Source organism: Leifsonia sp. Soil_N53 (assembly GCF_057655165.1).
The window spans coordinates 1-18,217 of the sequence record NZ_JBDGMM010000043.1; the positions used below are offsets into that span (position 1 = coordinate 1).

Below are 18,217 nucleotides of genomic sequence, written 5' to 3' on the forward strand. Positions count from 1 at the left end.
GGCGCCGCTGCGCCAGGGCCCGGCCACCGGCGCGGTCACCGAGGCGCTGCGCGCCACCGTCCCCGGCCCCGGCCCCGACCGCCACCTCTCCCCCGAGATCGAGGCCGCCGTCGCCTTCGTCGCCTCCGGCGCCGCGGTCGCCGCGGCCCTCACCACCACCCCCCTCCACTGACCCCCTCCATCTCTCCCGGAGTTATGTACGCAACACGCCGAGGCGAGGCGTACACAACTCCGGAACGGATGGTTACTAAACGTAAGGAGTACACGATGCAGGGATCACGATCGGTGCGGGCGCCGCGCGGGACGGAGCTCAGCGCGAAGAGCTGGCAGACCGAGGCGCCGCTACGGATGCTGATGAACAACCTCGACCCGGAGGTGGCGGAGCGGCCGGACGACCTGGTGGTCTACGGCGGCACGGGGCGCGCGGCGCGCAGCTGGGAGGCGTTCGACGCGATCGTGGCGACCCTGCGCGACCTGGAGGCCAACGAGACGCTGCTGGTCCAGTCCGGCAAGCCGGTCGGGGTGTTCCGCACGCACGAGTGGGCGCCGCGCGTGCTCATCGCCAACTCGAACCTGGTCGGCGACTGGGCGACATGGCCCGAGTTCCGCCGGCTGGAGGCGCTCGGCCTGACCATGTACGGCCAGATGACGGCCGGCTCCTGGATCTACATCGGCTCGCAGGGCATCCTCCAGGGCACGTACGAGACGTTCGCGGCGATCGCGGACAAGCGGTTCGACGGCTCGCTCGCCGGCACGCTCACCCTGACCGGCGGCTGCGGCGGGATGGGCGGCGCGCAGCCGCTGGCCGTCACCCTCAACGGCGGCGCCGTCCTCATCGTCGACGTCGACGGCACCCGCCTGCAGCGCCGCGTCGACCACGGCTACCTCGACGAGCTCGCCGACGACCTCGACGACGCGATCGCCCGCGTCCTCGCCGCCAAGGACGAGCGCCGGGCGCTCTCGGTCGGCCTCGTCGGCAACGCGGCGACGGTCTTCCCGGAGCTGTTGCGCCGCGGGGTCCCGATCGACATCGTCACCGACCAGACCAGCGCGCACGACCCGTTGAGCTACCTCCCGGAGGGCGTCACCGTCGAGGAGTGGCACGACCGCGCCGCGGCCGACCCCGAGGCCTTCACGATCGCCGCCCGCCTCTCGATGGCGAAGCAGGTGGAGGCCATGGTCGGCTTCCTCGACGCCGGCGCCGAGGTCTTCGACTACGGAAACTCCATCCGCGCCGAGGCGGAGCTCGGCGGCAACGACCGTGCGTTCGCCTTCCCCGGCTTCGTCCCCGCCTACATCCGGCCGCAGTTCGAGGAGGGCCGCGGCCCGTTCCGCTGGGCGGCGCTCTCCGGCGACCCGGCGGACATCGCCGCGACCGACCGTGCCATCCTGCAGCTGTTCCCCGACGACCACAAGCTGCGCCGCTGGATCACCCAGGCCGGCGAGAAGGTGCACTTCGAGGGCCTCCCGGCGCGGATCTGCTGGCTCGGCTACAAGGAGCGGCACCTCGCCGGGCTGAAGTTCAACGAGATGGTCGCCTCCGGCGAGCTCTCTGCCCCGATCGTCATCGGCCGCGACCACCTCGACTCCGGCTCGGTCGCCTCCCCCTACCGCGAGACGGAGGCGATGAAGGACGGCTCCGACGCGATCGCGGACTGGCCGCTCCTCAACGCACTCCTCAACACCGCCTCCGGCGCCACCTGGGTCTCCCTCCACCACGGCGGCGGCGTCGGCATCGGCCGCAGCATCCACGCCGGGCAGGTCGTCGTCGCCGACGGCACCCCGCTCGCGGCGCAGAAGATCGAACGGGTCCTCACCAACGACCCCGGCACCGGCGTCATGCGGCACGTGGACGCGGGCTACGAGCACGCCGCCGACGTCGCCCGCGAGCGCGGGCTGCGCATCCCGATGCAGGAGGCCGCGGCGGCCGCGCCTGCCGCTCCGGGTTCGGGGGCCTGATGTCCCGCGCGACGCTGCTGACCGGGATCGGCGAGCTCGTCACCCTGGACCCCGCCCACCCCGGACCGCTCGGCATCCTCCCCGACGCGGCCCTGCTGGAGGTGGACGGCCGGGTCGAGTGGACCGGTCCCACGTCGGCGGCGCCGCGCGGCGACGCGGACGAGGTCGTGGATGCCGGCGGCGCCGCCGTCATCCCCGGCTTCGTCGACAGCCACACGCACCTCGTCTTCGGCGGCGACCGCTCGGCGGAGTTCGAGGCGCGGATGGCCGGACGACCGTATTCCGCCGGCGGCATAGGCAGCACGGTCGCCGCCACGCGCGCCGCCTCCGACGCGGAACTGCGCCGCCGGCTCGACGGCTTCGTCCGCGAGCTGCGGGCCCAGGGCACGACGACGTTCGAGATCAAGAGCGGCTACGGCCTGACCGTCGAGGACGAGGCGCGGATCCTGCGGATCGCGCAGGAGGTCACGCCGGAGACCACATTCCTCGGAGCGCATGTGGTCCCGGCGGAGTACGCGGACGACGCCGAAGGGTACGTGGATCTGGTGACGGGGCCGATGCTCGACGCCTGTGCCTCGTACTCCCGCTGGGTCGACGTCTTCTGCGAGACCGGCGCCTTCACCGTTCCGCAGTCGCGGCGCATCCTGGAGGCCGGAGCCGCACGAGGACTCGGGGTGCGGGTGCACGCGAGCCAGCTCGGGCCGGGCGACGGCGTCGCGCTGGCCGTGGAGCTGGGCGCGGCGAGCGTCGACCACGGCACCTACCTCACCGACCGCGACGTCGCGCTGCTCGCCGGCTCGAGCACGGTCGCGACGCTGCTGCCCGGCGTCGAGTTCTCGACCAGGCAGCCCTACCCGGACGCCCGCCGCCTCATCGACGCCGGCGTGCGCGTCGCGCTGGCGAGCGACTGCAATCCGGGCTCCTCCTTCACGTCGTCGATGCCGTTCTGCATCGCGGTGGCGGTGCGGGAGATGGGCATGACCGTGGCGGAGGCGCTGCGGGCGGCGACGCTCGGCGGTGCGGAGGCGCTTCGCCGCGGCGACGTGGGGCACCTGCGCCCGGGCGCGCGCGCCGACTACGTCGTGCTCGACGCGCCCTCGTACGTGCACCTCGCGTATCGCCCGGGCGTCCCGCTGGTGTCGCGCACGCACGTCGCCTGACGGCGCAACGCGAAGCGCCGCGCGTCAGCGGGAGGCGAGGCCGGCGGCGGCCTCCAGCACCAGCAGGGCGGCGAGGCGCACGGTGCGCTGGTCGGCGGCGTCCGCGGTCGCGTCGACCTCGGCGATGTCGATCGAGCGGACCAGCGGGGAGGCCCCGGCCAGCCGGGCGAACCTCCGCAGCTCCCACGCCGCCAGGCCGCCGGGGACCGACGCCGGACACCCGGGCGCGACGGAACGGTCGCAGACATCCACGTCGAGGTCGACGTGGACCGGCCCGCCGGCCGACCCGGCGAGCTCCAGCGCCTCCGCCATCACGTCGTCGATCGGGCGGCGGCGGAGGTCGTCGCGCGGGACGACGGTGATGCCGTACTCCGCCGCGCGGCGGGAGTAGGCGGCCGAGTTGGCGAAGTCGGCGATCCCGATCTGGACGATGCGCCGGCCGTCGAGGCCGGCCTCCACCAGGCGGCGCACCGGCGAGCCGTTCGAGACCCCGTCCCGGAGGTCGTGATGGGCGTCGAGGGTGACCAGCCCGGCGGTCGGCAGCTCGTCACCCCAGGCGCCGAGCGCGCTCGGGACGGTGAGGGAGTTGTCGCCGCCGACCGCGACAGTCAGCCGCGACCGGGACACGGCAGCGCGCACGGCGTCGACGGCCCGCCGCTCGCCCTCGGGGCCGTCCGGCTCGGCGACGTCGCCGGCGTCGGCGAAGCGCAGCGCCTCGACGTCCAGGCCGGGGACGTGCAGCGAGTAGCGGCGCAGCGCCTCCCGCACCGCCGCCGGGGTCGCGTGCGCTCCGGTCGGCGACAGCGAGGTGCGCCAGGTCGGGAGGCCGATCAGGGTGAGGTCGATGTCCTCCCCGTCCGGACGCTCGGCGAGCGACGGCCAGGAACCCGCACGGGGCCACAGGGGATCAACGGAGAGGCTCATACCGCGACGCTAGCAACGCGCACCGCCCCGGGCGTCCCGGCACGCTCCTCCGACGTCTGGTATCCCGGACATCGGCGCGCGCCCCTCGGGATCAGAGCTGGCGGCCGCCCGCGGGCGTCGTGAAGACCGGAGGCAGCGGCGACTCCCCATCGGGAGCGTCCGGGCCGGCGCCTTCCGCACCGGGACCGCCCGCCCCGCCGCCCTTCGCCGCCTTGCGCGCCAGCCGCCGCTCGCGCGCACCCTCCACGAGGTTGTACAGCGTGGGCAGCACCACCAGCGTGAGCACGGTGGAGGAGATCAGGCCGCCGATCACGACGATGGCGAGCGGCTGCGAGATGAAGCCGCCGTGGCCGGTCCAGCCGACCGCCATCGGCGTCAGCGCGGCGATCGTGGCGAGCGCCGTCATCAGGATCGGTCGCAGACGGCGGGAGGCGCCGTGCACGACCGCATCGCTCACCGTGAGTCCGCGAGCGCGGTACTGGTTGACCAGGTCGATGAGCACGATCGCGTTGGTCACCACGATGCCGATCAGCATCAGCACGCCGATCAGCGAGGCCACGCCGAGCGGGATGCCCGAGGCGAGCTGCAGCAGGATGGCGCCGGTCGCCGCGAACGGCACCGAGACCAGGAGCAGCAGCGGCTGCCGCAGCGAGCGGAAGGTCGCCACCATCACGATGTAGACGATCAGGATGGCCGCGAGCAGCGCGAGCCCGAGCTGGCCGAACGCGCTCGACTGACTCGACGAGACGCCGCCGATCTTCGCGGTCGCGCCGGCGGGGAGGTCGGCGTCCTTGAGCGCCGTGGTGACCTCCTGGTTGGCGGTCGTCAGGTTGTCGGTGGCCGGCGTCGCGGTCACGGTGGACGTGCGCAGCCCGCGCTGCGTGGTCACGGTCGCCGGCCCCTTGGCCTCGGCGACGGTGGCGACCGAGCTGAGCGGGACGATCCCCTTGGCGGTCGGGATCGGCAGGTCGGACAGCCCGGCCACGGTGGTCGGCGGGTTGTCGCTCTGCAGGTAGATGTTGAGCGTCGAGTTCTCGATCGCGACCGAGCCGACCTGGGTCGGCTGCATCGCCTGCGAGACGATCGTGCCGACCGCCACCTCGCTGAGGCCGGCCTCCGCCGCCTTCGTGCGGTCGACGCTCACCGACACGTACGGCAGCGACGCGCTCAGGTTGTCCGTGACCTGCTTGAGCGACTCCTGCTTCTTCAGCTCGGCCACGACGGAGTCCGTCGCCTTCTGGAGGTCGGCGCCGGAGCTGGCGGTGATGTCCACCTCGATGTCGGTGGACCCGCCGAAGCCGCTCGATGAGGACACGGTGATGTCGCCGGCGCCCTTGATCGAGGCCATCTCGTTCTGGACGGTCGTCTGGAGCTTGTCCTGGTCCGCGTTCGGGTCGGTCGTCACGGAGAACGTCGTCGCCCCGCCGCCGCCGGTGAACGCGTCCCGCAGCGTCGAGCCGCTGGAGCCGATCGACACCTGGACGGTCTTCACACCGTCGGTGTGCAGGAGCTTGTCCTCCACCTTGCGCGCGGCGTCGTCTTTGGCCTGCAGGCTGGCGCCCGGCTCCAGGGTCTGCGAGACGGTGAGGGAGTTCTGGCCGCTCGACCCGAGGAAGTTGGTCTTGAGGAGCGGGAACGAGAAGAAGGTCAGGACCAGCACGATCAGGGCGGCGACGATGGTCAGCCACGAGTGCTTGAGCGTCCAGCGGATGATCGGGAGGTAGCCGCTCTGCAGGCGGGACGGGTGCTCGAGCTCGTCGTGCCCGGACGCCGCCGCCTCGGCCACCGAGAGGTGCGCGGCCGCGTCGTCGTGCTCCGTGCCCTCGTGCTTGCGGGCCTTCGGCGCGCGCAGGAACCAGTACGCGAGCACCGGCACGATGGTGAGCGCCACCAGCAGCGACGAGAGCAGCGCAATCGTCACGGTCAGCGCGAACGGCCGGAACAGCTCGCCCGTGACGTCGCCGACGAAGGCGAGCGGCAGGAACACCGCGACGGTCGTGATGGTGGACGCCGTGATCGCGCCGCCCACCTCGCGCACCGCGCGGACGATGGTGACGGCCCGGTCCACGCCGGCCACGAGTTGTCGCTTGATGTTCTCGATGACGACGATCGAGTCGTCCACCACCCGGCCGATCGCGATCGTGAGCGCGCCGAGCGTGATGATGTTGAGCGTGTAGCCGCTCGCCCACATCACGATGAAAGTGATGAGCACGCTGGTCGGGATCGAGACCACAGTGACGAGGGTGGAGCGCACCGACAGCAGGAACACCAGGATGACGATGACAGCCATCCCGAGGCCGAGCAGGCCCTCCTCGGCGAGCGCGTCGATCGACTGGGTGATGAACGGCGCCTGGTCGAACACCACGGTGATCTTCGCGTTGTCGCCGAGCTTGGTCTCCAGGTCCGGGATGAGCGCGGACACCGCGTGCGACACGGCGACGGTGTTGGCGGACGGCAGCTTGGTGACCGCGATGGTCAGCGCGGGCTTGCCGTCGACGCGGGAGAGCGAGGTGGTCGGGTCGTCGGTCTGCGCGACCGCGGCGACGTCGCCGATGGTCGGCGGGGTGGTGTTCGCGGCGGCGGCTGCGGCTGCGGCTGCGGCTGCGGCTGACTGGCCCGCTGCTCCGCCGGCCGCGCCTCCGGGTGCGGCACCCGCGGTCGCCCCGGTCGCTCCCGTGGCCGACTTGATGAGCGGCAGCGCCGAGATGTCCGCCACCGACGACAGCTGCGCCCCCGACTGGATCGTGAGCGTCTTGCCGTTCTCGGTGATCGAACCGCCCGGGAGCAGCACGCCGTTCTGCTGCAGCGCGTCCTTGATCGCGGACGAGCTGACGCCCGCGGCAGCGAGCTTGGCCGGGTCGGGCGTGATGGTGATGCGCTGGCCGACCTCGCCGACGAGCTGGGCGTCGTTGACGCCCTCCACGGCCTTGATGTCGGGAAGGGCGAGCTTGGTGATGGCGTCGCCGAGCGTGCGCTGGTCGGTGTCGCCGCTCACCGCGAGCTGGATGACGGGGAGGTCGTCGATCGACCCGGAGAGCACCTGCGGGTCCACGCCGGACGGCAGGGTCGACTTGATGCGGTTGATCGCCTGGTCGATCTTCTGCTCCGCCGTCGCGAGGTCGGTGCCGTAGGTGAACTTCGCCGTGATGATCGACTGGTTGGTGCTGCTGACCGCCGAGGTGGAGTCGAGGTCCGGCACGCCCTGGATCGCGGCCTCCACCGGGGTGCTCACGTCATGGTTGACGACCTCGGGGGAGGCGCCGGGGTAGCTCGACAGCACGACGAGCTGCGGGAACGAGATCGAGGGCGCGAGCTCCTGCTTGAGGTTCCCGAGCGCGAAGCCGCCGAAGATGGCGGCCACGATCGTGACGAGCGCGATGAGGGCGCGGTTCTTCATGCTGAGAACGGCGAGATAGTGCACGGAAGGTCCCCTCGGCGGATGTGATGGCGTGGCGTGCGGCGACCGCGGCGCTGCCAAAGTCTCTCATTGCAGGCTGTGCAATTTCCTCATGCCGTGGTACCACGTTGCGCGCGTTACGGGCAGACTCAGCGCAGGCCGCGGATGACCGTCACGAGCAGGACCTCCAGGCTGTCGCGGAAGTCGATCCGGACTTCCGCGACCTCCAGTTCGAGCGGCGCTGCAGCGCCCCGCGCGCGTACGCCCAGTCGAAGCTCGCCGACCTCCTGATGACCCGGCGCCTCGCCGAGCTCTCGGACGCACACGGCTGGGGACTGCTCAGCACCGCGGCGCACCCCGGGTACACCCGCACCAACCTGCAGACCGCCGGCCGCAACCTCGGCCGCGGCACGGAGCAGCAGCTCCAGCCGTCCGGCCGCACGCTCCTGCCGTCGCGGGGCGTGGAGCAGGGCGCCGAGCCGCTGCTGTTCGCCGCGGCCGACCCGGCCGCCGTGCAGGGCGCGTACTACGGCCCGTCGCGGCTGGCGCTGGTCGGCCCGACCCACCGGGCGCGGCTGCCGCGGAGCGCCCGCGGCCGCGACCTGCCGGCCTCGCTCTGGGCGGTGGCGGGCGAGCTGACCGGCGTCGACGCTCAGACCACGCTGGGCAGCGCGGCCGCGTCGAAGTAGGGAGCCGGCTCGGTCGAGGCGACAGCCCACGCGCGCTCCAGGGCGACGAAGGCGCGCCGTGTCTCCTCCTCGCTGTACGTGATCGGCACGCGCAGGAACCGCTCGAACGCGCCGTCCAGGCCGAAGCGCGGTCCGGCGGCGATCAGGAGGCCGTGGTTGCGCGCGGCGAGCGCGAGCGTCGAGCTGACCGGCGCGCCGATCCCGATCCAGGCAGCGAGGCCGCCGTGCTGCCGCGGGATGCGCCACTCCGGGAAGACCTCCCCGGCCAGCCGCCGCACGGTCTCGCGCCCGGCGCCGAGCTGCACGCGGCGCTCCTCCAGGATCTCGGGCATCTGCGGGAGCATCCGCGCGACGACGAGCTGCTCGATCATCGGCGTGCCCAGGTCGGTGGACGGCTTGGCCGCGATCAGCCGCTGGATCAGCGGCCGCTCGGCGCGGATCCAGCCGATCCGCAGGCCGCCCCAGAGGCTCTTGGAGGCCGAGCCGATCAGCAGCACGGGCGGGTCGCCGGCGGTGCGGTGGGCGTAGCTCGGCAGCGGGAGGTACTCGCCGACCCGGTCGATGTCCAGGTCGGCCGTGGTCTCATCGCCGACCAGGATGGTCCCGTGCGCGGCCGCCGCCGCGAGGATGCGCTCACGGGTGGCCGGCGACATGGACGCGCCCGTCGGGTTGTGGAAGTCCGGGATCAGGTACGCCAGCGCCGGGTTGGCCCGCCGGATCGCCTGCTCGGCGGCGTCGGCGTCCCAGCCGTCCTCGCCGGCCGGCTCCCGGCCGTCCGGGCCCAGCGCGTGCGGCGCGTCCGCGGGGGGCGTGACCGTGATCGGCACGAGCCGGGCGCCGGCGAGCCGGAGGGCCTCCGTCGCGTGCGGATAGGTCGGCATCTCCACGAGCGCGCGGTCGCCGCGGGACAGGAAGGTGCGGGCGATGAGCGCGATGGCCTGCTGCGCGCCGACGGTGACGAGCACCTGGTCGGCGGTGGTCGGGAGGCCGCGGTCGGCGTAGCGGGCGGCGATTGCCTGGCGCAGGTGCGGGAGGCCGACCGGGTCGTACCCGGAGTCGGGGAGGAAGTGCGGCAGCTCCTCCGCGGCGGCGCGGGCGGCGGCCGGGAGCGAGGCCGCGGCGGGCAGCGCGGCCTTGGTGAAGTCGAGCATCCCCTCGCCGCCGCTGAGCGGAAGGGCGAGCGCCGGGCCCGGGAGGCGCGCGACGCTGCCGGAGCCGCGGACGCTGTCGAGGAAGCCGCCCTCCCGGAGCTGCCGGTAGGCCGCGCTGACGGTCGTGCGGCTGAGGTCCAGCCGGCCGGCCAGGTCGCGTTCGGCGGGCAGGCGGGTGCCGATCGGGATACGGCCGTCGAGCACGAGCAGGCGGACGCGGTCGGCCAGCGACTGGTAGCCGGGAGCGGCGCCCCGCCAGTCGCCGAGCAGGGACTCGAGGGAGCGCGCGGTCAGCTGGGTGTCGGGCATGCGGGCCACTTTATCCGAATTGGCATCTTGTTGTAAGTCCAATTGCGCGATTGGATTATCAGCATGTCCCGCTTTCTCCTCGTCCGCCGCCTCGGCCAGCTCCTGGTCGGGCTGTTCCTGTACGGCATCGCGATCGCGCTGATGGTCCGCGCCGGGATCGGGGTCTCGCCGTGGGACGTGCTGGCCCAGGGCGTGTCGTACAAGACCGGCATCCCGTTCGGGCTGGTCACCAATCTGGTCGGGCTGCTCGTCCTGGCCTTCTGGATCCCGCTCCGGCAGCGACCGGGGCTGGGGACCGTGCTCAACGTCCTGCTGGTCGGGCCGAGCGCGCAGCTCGGGCTCTGGATCATCCCGCAGCAGACCGAGCTGTGGCTGCAGGTGCTGGTCTTCGCCGCAGGGCTGCTGCTGCTCGCGGTCGCCACCGGCCTGTACATCGGCCCGAAGCTGGGACCGGGGCCGCGCGACGGGCTGATGACCGGCCTCCACGCCCGCACCGGCCGGCCGATCTGGGCCGTGCGCACGGCGATCGAGGTCACGGTGCTGATCATCGGCTGGTTCCTCGGCGGCGACGTCGGCGTCGGGACGCTCGCGTTCGCGCTGCTGGTCGGGCCGCTGTGCAGTCTCACCCTCCCGTTCTTCGCCATCCGGATGCCGGAGCCCGCGCCCGCGGACGCCGAGCTGGAGGGCGAGCTGGAAGGCACGGCGGAGCAGGGCCCCGGCCTCCGCGGGGAGGGTGCGGGCGAGCGGGATGCCGTCCGTTTTGACGTGCGAGACGGCATCCTGCTCGAGTCAGACGCGGCCACCCGCTCGCGCGCGGCCGACCGGGCCGAGTCCCCGCTGGTGCGCGGCCCCCAGCCCGACCGCGCCCCCGCCGAGCCGACGACGCGCCGCCCCTCGCGCCTCATCGCCGCCCACTGGCTCGACGACCGCCTCACCGGCCGCGCCCGCCGCGCCTAGCCAGCAATCTCTCCCGGAGTTATGTACGCGACACGCCGGGCGCGAGCGTACACAACTCCGGGAGAGATTGCTGGGTTAGGCGAGGTGGGTGGCGGCGTAGATGCGGAGGGTGTCGCGCACGAAGGCGGCGCCCTCGGCGCCGCCGTAGTTGGCGGCGAAGCGGGGGTCGGCGACGTACATGTCGCCGAGTCCCGTGAGGTACGCCGCCGGCGGTGCGCCGGTGCCGTAGCCGGGCGTCGCCGGGATGTCGGCCAGCCATTCGGCGTGCCGGCGGGCGAGGGCCTGCGCCTCCTCCGACGCCGGGTCCACCCCGCGCTCGGCGGCGGCCACCCAGTCCGCCGCGAGTTGTTTCTGCCGCTGCTGCCAGCCGGCGCGCTCCTCCGCGGTCATCCCGCGCCACCAGCGGTCGGACGCCGCGTAGGCCTCCTTCCCCCAGCGCTCCTCGACCTCCTCCCTGTACTGCGTGTGGTCGAAGCCGTCGAACATCTCCTCAGCCACGAGCTCCCCTCCTTCCTCCACTGCGTGGATCGTCGCCTCGACCGACGCGATCTGCCGCGCCAGCCTGTCCCGCTCGTCGCGCAGCCACGTCAGGTGGTCGCGCAATGCGGGCGCCGCATCCCGTCTGCCGTCGAGCACGCGGGCGATGGCCGGGAGGCCGAGCCCGAGGTCCCGCAGCAGCAGGATGCGCTGCAGCCTTACGAGGGAGTCGCGGTCGTAGTGGCGGTAACCGTTCGCCGCGATCCGGCTCGGCGTGAGCAGCCCGAGCTCGTCGTAGTGACGCAGCGTCCTGCTGGTCGTGCCGGCGATGCGCGCGATGTCCTGGATGCTCCAGTCCGCGGTCGCGTCCACCATGATCCGCCTCCTTTCGTGAGGTGCTGATACCACGGTAGAAGTTGACGCTACGTCAAGGTCAAGCGCGAGGCGATACTGTCGTACGTGTGCGCGAGCTCCGTTCCCTGACCGCTGTCGCCCCCGGCATCCTCTTCGTCGAAGGCCCCGCCTCCAACTGGACCGTCTTCCATGGCCGGGGACGCGTCGAGCTGGTCGACTGCGGCTACCCGGCGGACCTGCCGCTGGTCGAGCAGTCGATCCGCGAGACCGGACTCGACGTCTCGGCTCTCGCCCGCCTCATCATCACACACGGTCACTCCGACCACCTCGGCGCCGGCCGGGTGCTCAGCGAGCGCTACGGCGTGGAGGTGCTGGCCGCGCCCGCCGAGCTGCCGAACGTCCGCCGCGAGCTCACCGAGCAGGTGACCGTCGGCGACCTGCTGCCGGTCGCGCTCCGGCGGGGCACGATCCCGTGGGCGGTGTCCGCCATCCGCGCGGGCGGCCTCGGCGAGGTCGGCATCCCGGCGGCTCAGGCGATCACCGCCGACGTGCTGGAGCTGTCGACCGGCCACCGCCTCGAGATCGTGCCGTCGCCCGGGCACACGACGGGGCACGCCTGCTTCTTCGAGCCGGACGCCGAGGCGCTGATCACGGGCGACGCGCTCGTCACCGGGCACGCGCTGCTCGCCGCCGAGGGCGAGCTCCAGCAGCTGCCGTCGTTCTTCCACCACGACCCCGACGGGGCGCAGGCGAGCGCGCAGCGCGTCAGCCTGTGCGAGGCCCGCTGGGTGCTCCCCGGGCACGGACGGGCGCTGCGGCTGTAGGAGGCCCTACCGCTTCGCTTTGGCCCGCGCCTTCGGCTGCTCGCCGGAGCCGCGCGCCGTCCGCTCGTCCACCGGAGGAACCGCCAGCTCGCCGGGCGCGGCGAACTCGTCCTGCGCCGAGAAGGTGGCGGGCGCCTGCGGCTCGCCGAGCGTGATCGGCGTCGAGTGGATGTGGATGCGCGCGCGGGCGGCGGAGGCCGGCGTCAGCGGGCGCCGTGGGATGGCGCGCACCGGCTCGCCGCGGCGGTCCTGCCCGGGCAGCGGGCGGGAGCGGCGGCCGTAGATCAGCGACGACGAGTCGAGCAGCCACGGCACGAGCGCCACGGTGACGCCGTGGCAGAGCATCAGCTGCTTGCTCAGCCGGCGGGCCCGGTGGTTGTGCAGCAGCGACTCCCACCAGTGGCCGACGATGTACTGCGGCAGGTAGACCGTGACCACCTCGGAGCCGTGCTCCTCGCGGCGGTGCTTGAGGTATTTGATCAGCGGCACGCCGAACTCGCGGTAGGGCGACTCGATGACGGTGAGCGGCACATGGATGTTCTGCTCGATCCACTGCCGCTGCAGCTTCTGGGTGCTCTCCTCCTCGATCGAGACGTGCACCGCCTCGATCGAGTCGTGCCGGGCGGCGATCGCGTAGTCCAGGGCCTTGAGGGCCGGCTTCTGCATCTTGCCGATGAGCACGATCGCGTGGTCGCCGACGCTGCCGAAGGTCGTGACCGGGTCGACCTCGATCTCCTTCTCGACATCCCGGTAGTACCGGTTCACGCCGAGCATCAGGAACCAGAGGATCGGCATGAAGATGAAGACGAGGTACGCGCCGTGCGTGAACTTGGTGATCGTCACGACGATGAGGACGACGAACGTCAGCGTCGCGCCGAACGCGTTGATGCAGAGCGAGCGGACGATGCTGCTGCGCTCGCGCGAGCTCAGCACGGCGTTGCCGTCTTTTCCGCTGCCGCGCAGCAGCGTGACCCAGTGCTTCACCATCCCGGACTGGCCGAGCGTGAACGACACGAACACACCGATGATGTAGAGCTGGATGAGCTGGGTCAGGTTCGCCTGGTAGACGAGCAGCAGGACCGTGGCGGCGAGCGCCAGCAGGATCATGCCGTTCGAGTAGACGAGGCGGTCGCCGCGGGTGTTGAGCGCCTTCGGGGCGTAGGAGTCGCGGGCGAGCACCGAGCCGAGCAGCGGGAAGCCGTTGAACGCGGTGTTCGCGGCCAGCAGCAGCACGACCGCCGTGGCGGCCTGCACGATGAAGAAGAAGAAGGTGTTGTTGCCGAACGTCGCCGCCGCGATCTGCGCGATCAGCGAGCGCTGCGGGGAGGTCGCGCACTGAGCCCAGCCCTGGAGGTCGCACGGGTTCTCCGCGTAGTGCACGCCGCTGATCAGGGCGGTGGCGGTGAGGCCGGCGAACAGGACGATCGCGATGCCGCCCATCAGCCCGAGCGTGGTGCGGGCGTTGCGGATCTTCGGGGTGCGGAAGGCGGGCACGCCGTTGGCCACGGCCTCCACACCGGTCAGCGCCGAACAGCCGCTGGAGAACGCGCGCAGGAGCAGCAGCACCACCGCGGCCTGCGTGAGGCTGCTCGCGTGCACCGTGTACCCCGCCGACTCGGCGACCGGCGCGTCGCCGAGCGCCGTGCGGACGAGAGCGGTGACGATCATCACGAAGATGCTGCCGATGAAGATGTAGGTCGGGAGCGCGAACGCCTTGCTCGACTCCCGGACGCCGCGGAGGTTCACCGCGGCGAGGATGATCACGCAGATCACCGCGAGCTCGACGCGCCACGGCGCGAGGAACGGCAGCGCCGAGATGACGTTGTCGACGCCGGAGGCGACCGACACGGCCACAGTCAGCACGTAGTCGACGAGGAGGGCGGAGGCCACGACGAGGCCGGCCTTCTCACCCAGGTTCTTGTGCGCCACCTCGTAGTCGCCGCCTCCCGAGGGGTAGGCCTTGACGAGCTGCCGGTAGCTGAGCACGACGGTGATGAGCAGCACGACGACCGCCGCGGCGACCCAGGGAGCGAAGGTGAGGAACGCCAGCCCGCCGAGCAGCAGGATCATCAGGAGTTCCTGCGGAGCGTACGCGACGCTCGAGAGCGCGTCGCTGGCGAAAATGGGTAGGGCGAGGTGCTTCGGGAGCAGCTGTCCTTCGAGTTTCTCACTCGGAAGCGGGTCGCCGATCAACCAGCGCTTCGGGGATCTCCCCTCATTTGTCACGAGGGTCGAGAATACTCGCTGCTAAAACACTGTCAAGTCGGCGCGTTGCACCGTCACCGGGATGTGATTCTGGCAACACTGGGTCGGCGCCTCGCTGAGCGTCCGTCGCCGCGGAATCTCGCGGTAGCGGGCTCGTCATCGGTCTCACTGGGAGCGAGATGAGCATGGGCTGAGACTTTCTGTGCGTCTTGAGGAAATCCGCGCTCACCGGGCGATTCAGACCCGGCCCAGCGCCTCCACGACAGCGCGCCGCACGCGAGTGAGCTCGTCCTTGAGAAGCGGCACGACGTTCTCTGGGAGAGCGCCGCGCGCCGCCTGGGAACGCAGGTCGGTCCGCAGCTGCTGACGGAACTCGTTGATGGCGACCTCGGCCTCCCGCGCGGCGGCGTTCGCGGCCGCGCGGGCGTCTCGTCCGGCCTCGCGCGCCTCCTGGCGCGGATCGACCCTGGTCGCGTCGCGCTTGGCCTCCCGCGCCGCCGAGGCCAGCTCGGCGCGCAGGGTGCGCATCGCGTCGTTCACGCCGGCACGGACCTCGTCGGCGAGTCGGCGGACGGAGTCGGTGACCTCGTCTTCGATCGCGTCCAGCTCGGGCTCGCGGGCGGCGAGCTCGGCACGGCCGGCGTCGGTGATGGCGTAGACCGTCTTGCGGCCGTCGGTCGTCTTGGTGACCAGCCCCTCCTCCTCCAGCTTCGCCAGCCGGGGGTAGATGGTGCCGGCGCTCGGCACATAGGTGCCGCCGAACCGGTCGCTCAGCGCCTGGATGAGCTCGTAGCCGTGGCGCGGCTCCTCCGCCAGGAGACTCAGCAGGTAGAGCCGGAGACTGCCGTGGGCGAAGACGGGAGTCACGCCGACGCCTCCCCGCGAGCAGTGGTGCTGCGGAGCACCGAGACGGCGCCCGAGACGGAGTTGACGGTGATGTCGACCCACGAGCCGTCGAGGCTGCCGGTGGTCGCGGTGTACCCCTTTCCGGCGGAGCCGACGACCATGACGTTGTCGAGCTGGACGCGGCCGGAGACCGTGTTCGCCCGGTAGCGGGCGCCGAGGGCCTCCGGGATGCGGATGGTCGTGTCGCCCGAGACGGTGTTGATCTGGACCTCGTCCGGGGTGCCGGCGAGGTCCACCATGATGTCGGCGGAGACGCCGTCGGCGCTGAAGCGCGGGATCGTGCCGGTCGCGGTGATGTCCCCCGAGACCGTGTGCGCGCTGATGCGGCCGGTGTGGCCGCGGGCGGACAGCTCGCCGCTGACCGAGTTGAGCTCCAGGTTGCCCACGAGGCCGTCGATGACGACGTCACCGGAGACCGTGCTGAGCCGGGCGTCGGTCTTCAGGCCCGAGATGAGGGCGCCGGCGGAGACCACGCCGAACTTCAGGACGACGTCGCGCGGCACCAGCACGCTGACGTCGGCGCGCGCGCTGGACCTCATCGACTTGAAGACGTCGATGAAGTTGTCCCAGCGCAGCTGCGGGTGGTCGATCTCGAGGCGGTCCTCGTCGATGCTGACCTTGAGGTCGCGGCCGGACACCGAGTGGACCTCCACCCGCGCTCCCGGCTCGTCGTGGCCGATGATGTCGATCTGGCCGCCCAGCAGCCCGACCTTGAGGGAGCGGACCAGCTCCACGTCGATCGTGCGGCTCTCGCCGGGCTGGATGAGCCACTTCTCCTGTGCCATGCTCTTGCGCTCCTTGCTTCGGTGACTCGCGATATATCGCGATGTTGACGTATTCACGATATATCGCGAGTAGGCCGCGCGCAAGCGCCCGCCGCGAATCTCAGGGTTGCCTCAGGGACATCCCCGACCCCGCCCACGCCATCAGTTCCGGAGTTGTGTACGCGACACGCCGCGCGAGGCGTGCACGACTCCGGAACGGATGGCTGGAGTCAGCGGCGCGGGCGGGCGAGCCAGGGATGCAGGAGGCGGGTGACGTAGGGGAGAAGGAGGTACGTCATCGTCGGCGTCAGCAGGAGCGTCGTGATGAGGACGGTCGCGAGCGGCCAGAGCTGATGCCAGCCGGGCACCAGGTAGAAGGTGACGTAAGTGAAGGCGAGCGAGAGCGGGAAGAAGCCGAGCCAGATGGTCACGGCCTGCTTCCAGCGCGGCGGCGCGGGCGGCACGCCGGGCTGAGGCTCGTCGAACCAGCCCTCGATGCCCGTGCGGCGCTCCACGCGCGACACCTCGACCAGCTCGCGGCCCTCGTAGAGCCAGTCGGCGCGGGCGTCGGAGGCCTCCCAGGCCTCCAGTGACGCGGCGTCCGCGAAGCGGTAGAGCATGTGCCACTCGTGCGAGTCGGCGTGCGCGCGCACCCAGCCCGAGCCGAGGAAGCCCTCGTAGGTGTTGGCGAGATTGACGCCGGCCTGCACCCAGTGGGTGACCTCGGGGAGGCGGGCGGGGTCGACCCGGCGGGTGATCGAGACGGTGACGGGGATGCGCTGTGGTGTGGGCGAGTGCTGGGGTAGGTCCGGGTGCTGCGCTCGTGGCGCTGCGGCGTTCGGCTCTTGTGGAGTCATGCCTCCATTGTCACCGGCGCGGGTTTCCGGCGGGTTTCGGCCGCGACCGCTCAGCGACCGCCGATGAGGCTCCCGCCCTCGCGGACAACGAGCGTCGGGGTCACGAGCCGGTGCGCCGGGTCATCGACGACCGACTGCACGCGGCCACCGTGTGCGCCCGTCAGCAGTTCGAGCACGCCGGCGGCCACCTCCTCGAGCGGCTGGCGCACGCTGGAGAAACCGAGCGAGGCGGCGACCGGGGTGTCGTCGTAGCCGGTCACCGGGATGCGGCCGCCCGTCGCCGTCAGGGCGCCCAGGGCGAGCGAGTCGGAGGCGCAGACCACAGCCTCCACGTCGACGCGCGCGGAGAGCCGGCGCATGGCCTCCGCGCCGAAGGTCACCCCGTCCTCGGAGACCTCCTCGAGCGTCGCCAGGGTCGCGTCGTCGACGGCGCCGGCCACCCGCATCGCCTCCAGCCAGCCCGCGCGGCGGTCGTCACCGGTGCCCGAGCCGGCGGGCCAGCCGAGGTAGCCGATCCGCCGCAGCCCGAGGCCGAGGAAGTGGTCCGTGGCCTCCCGCAGGCCGGCGCGGCCGTCCACGTCCACCCACAGGTGCAGCGGGTCGGTCATGTCGTCGATGCCCCACGGTCGGCCGAACGTGACGAAGGACTGGCCGTGCTCGATGAGCCACTCGGTGCGCGGGTCGCCGTGGAAGGTGGAGGTCAGCACGAACGCGTCGACGTCGGCTCCCTCCGAGAGCCGGCGGAACTGCTCGATCTCGTCCTCGGGTCCGTCGGCCGTGAACAGCAGAACGCGAAGCCCCTTGCGGTCGGCCTGCTCGGTGAGCGCGTGCAGGAAGCGATCGAGCACGCTGCCGGAGATGCCGTCGCGCGTCATCGGGTCGAGCCGGATGCCGATGGTGGAGCTCTTCTGCGTGCGGAGCCGGCGCGCGGAGGCGTGCGGACGGTAGCCGAGCGACCGGATGGCGGCCTCGACGCGCTCGCGGGTCTCCGGACGGACGATCGCCGGGGTGTTCAGCACGTTGGAGACGGTCTGGCGCGACACGCCCGCGGCGTCGGCGACGTCGCTCACCGTCGGCTGTGCGCCCATGCTGCTCCTTCCCGGTTGTTCAGACATTACCTGTGCTCGTCCGCTGCCCCGCTTGACACGTCCCGAAGGCCGTGACTATGGTGACAGCGATCCCGTTTGATCGTTCAAAAGCACTCTAGCAGCATCGAATTTGAACGATCAAAGGAATGTCCCCCCCGGAACGAGACCACAGGAGGTCGGATGCGCGCAGAGCAGC

At 72.0% G+C, this 18,217-nt stretch carries 14 protein-coding genes; 5 read left to right on the forward strand and 9 right to left on the reverse strand.

The genetic code is table 11. From position 1 onward, the window contains the following. The first annotated feature begins 267 nt into the window (after positions 1 to 267). Both hutU and hutI read left to right on the forward strand, forming a co-directional pair. Positions 268 to 1,959 (forward strand): urocanate hydratase, encoded by a 1,692-nt coding sequence (gene hutU, locus AC3A3H_RS04805; RefSeq protein ID WP_487613405.1) that lies wholly within the window; start codon positions 268 to 270, stop codon positions 1,957 to 1,959. Then, positions 1,959 to 3,119, forward strand: coding sequence for an imidazolonepropionase (hutI, locus tag AC3A3H_RS04810; RefSeq protein ID WP_487613406.1), 1,161 nt, complete (start codon positions 1,959 to 1,961; stop codon positions 3,117 to 3,119). The genes hutU and hutI overlap by 1 nt, the downstream gene beginning before the upstream one ends. Positions 3,120 to 3,143: 24 nt before the next feature. On the opposite strand, the gene AC3A3H_RS04815 is transcribed toward hutI, so the two are convergent. Beyond that, a complete protein-coding gene (locus tag AC3A3H_RS04815; RefSeq protein WP_487613407.1) occupies positions 3,144 to 4,043 on the reverse strand; it encodes an arginase family protein in 900 nt (299 codons plus the stop codon). A 91-nt stretch (positions 4,044 to 4,134) separates the two neighbouring features. Then, entirely contained in the window at positions 4,135 to 7,464 is a 3,330-nt protein-coding gene (locus AC3A3H_RS04820) for an efflux RND transporter permease subunit (protein WP_487613408.1), read from the reverse strand. 104 nt (positions 7,465 to 7,568) lie between these two features. On the opposite strand from AC3A3H_RS04820, the gene AC3A3H_RS04825 reads away from it, so the two are divergent. Further along, a complete protein-coding gene (locus AC3A3H_RS04825) occupies positions 7,569 to 8,129 on the forward strand; it encodes a Rossmann-fold NAD(P)-binding domain-containing protein (RefSeq protein WP_487613409.1) in 561 nt (186 codons plus the stop codon). Here the strand turns inward: AC3A3H_RS04825 and yczR are convergent. After that, positions 8,093 to 9,589 (reverse strand): MocR-like transcription factor YczR, encoded by a 1,497-nt coding sequence (yczR, locus tag AC3A3H_RS04830; RefSeq protein WP_487613410.1) that lies wholly within the window; start codon positions 9,587 to 9,589, stop codon positions 8,093 to 8,095. The genes AC3A3H_RS04825 and yczR overlap by 37 nt on opposite strands. 63 nt (positions 9,590 to 9,652) lie before the next feature. Between yczR and yczE the strand changes: the two genes are divergently transcribed. Then, a complete protein-coding gene (yczE, locus tag AC3A3H_RS04835; RefSeq protein ID WP_487613411.1) occupies positions 9,653 to 10,546 on the forward strand; it encodes a membrane protein YczE in 894 nt (297 codons plus the stop codon). A gap of 75 nt (positions 10,547 to 10,621) precedes the next feature. Here yczE and AC3A3H_RS04840 read toward each other — a convergent pair whose 3' ends face one another. Continuing rightward, positions 10,622 to 11,398 carry a MerR family transcriptional regulator gene (locus AC3A3H_RS04840; protein ID WP_487613412.1) on the reverse strand — a complete coding sequence of 259 codons (777 nt, stop codon included), beginning with the start codon at positions 11,396 to 11,398 and terminating at the stop codon, positions 10,622 to 10,624. An 86-nt stretch (positions 11,399 to 11,484) separates the two neighbouring features. Here AC3A3H_RS04840 and AC3A3H_RS04845 point away from each other — a divergent pair, with 86 nt between their 5' ends. After that, a complete protein-coding gene (locus tag AC3A3H_RS04845) occupies positions 11,485 to 12,201 on the forward strand; it encodes an MBL fold metallo-hydrolase (RefSeq protein ID WP_487613413.1) in 717 nt (238 codons plus the stop codon). 6 nt (positions 12,202 to 12,207) lie between these two features. Here AC3A3H_RS04845 and AC3A3H_RS04850 read toward each other — a convergent pair whose 3' ends face one another. From AC3A3H_RS04850 to AC3A3H_RS04870, 5 genes are all read right to left on the reverse strand, one after another. Then, the gene (locus tag AC3A3H_RS04850; protein WP_487613442.1) at positions 12,208 to 14,394 is read right to left on the reverse strand and encodes an APC family permease; all 2,187 of its coding nucleotides are present in this window, start codon (positions 14,392 to 14,394) and stop codon (positions 12,208 to 12,210) included. Between the two features lie 249 nt (positions 14,395 to 14,643). Beyond that, complete coding sequence (locus tag AC3A3H_RS04855) at positions 14,644 to 15,273, reverse strand: PadR family transcriptional regulator (RefSeq protein ID WP_487613414.1); 630 nt, start codon at positions 15,271 to 15,273, stop codon at positions 14,644 to 14,646. Continuing rightward, positions 15,270 to 16,097: a DUF4097 family beta strand repeat-containing protein gene (locus AC3A3H_RS04860; RefSeq protein WP_487613415.1), complete on the reverse strand. Its 828-nt coding sequence runs from the start codon at positions 16,095 to 16,097 to the stop codon at positions 15,270 to 15,272. Before AC3A3H_RS04860 ends, AC3A3H_RS04855 begins: the two co-directional genes overlap by 4 nt. Positions 16,098 to 16,306: 209 nt before the next feature. Then, positions 16,307 to 16,933: an antibiotic biosynthesis monooxygenase gene (locus AC3A3H_RS04865; protein ID WP_487613416.1), complete on the reverse strand. Its 627-nt coding sequence runs from the start codon at positions 16,931 to 16,933 to the stop codon at positions 16,307 to 16,309. Positions 16,934 to 16,983: 50 nt separating this feature from the next. Next, positions 16,984 to 18,021, reverse strand: coding sequence for a LacI family DNA-binding transcriptional regulator (locus AC3A3H_RS04870; RefSeq protein ID WP_487613417.1), 1,038 nt, complete (start codon positions 18,019 to 18,021; stop codon positions 16,984 to 16,986). Between the last annotated feature and the right edge of the window lie 196 nt (positions 18,022 to 18,217).

Coding starts and splice junctions, on each gene's coding strand:
- AC3A3H_RS04865 (WP_487613416.1), bottom strand. CDS start 16,933: ATGACTCCACAAGAGCCGAACGCCGCAGCGCCACGAGCGCAGCACCCG.
- AC3A3H_RS04860 (WP_487613415.1), bottom strand. CDS start 16,097: ATGGCACAGGAGAAGTGGCTCATCCAGCCCGGCGAGAGCCGCACGATC.
- AC3A3H_RS04840 (WP_487613412.1), bottom strand. CDS start 11,398: ATGGTGGACGCGACCGCGGACTGGAGCATCCAGGACATCGCGCGCATC.
- yczE (WP_487613411.1), top strand. CDS start 9,653: ATGTCCCGCTTTCTCCTCGTCCGCCGCCTCGGCCAGCTCCTGGTCGGG.
- AC3A3H_RS04870 (WP_487613417.1), bottom strand. CDS start 18,021: ATGGGCGCACAGCCGACGGTGAGCGACGTCGCCGACGCCGCGGGCGTG.
- yczR (WP_487613410.1), bottom strand. CDS start 9,589: ATGCCCGACACCCAGCTGACCGCGCGCTCCCTCGAGTCCCTGCTCGGC.
- hutI (WP_487613406.1), top strand. CDS start 1,959: ATGTCCCGCGCGACGCTGCTGACCGGGATCGGCGAGCTCGTCACCCTG.
- AC3A3H_RS04815 (WP_487613407.1), bottom strand. CDS start 4,043: ATGAGCCTCTCCGTTGATCCCCTGTGGCCCCGTGCGGGTTCCTGGCCG.
- hutU (WP_487613405.1), top strand. CDS start 268: ATGCAGGGATCACGATCGGTGCGGGCGCCGCGCGGGACGGAGCTCAGC.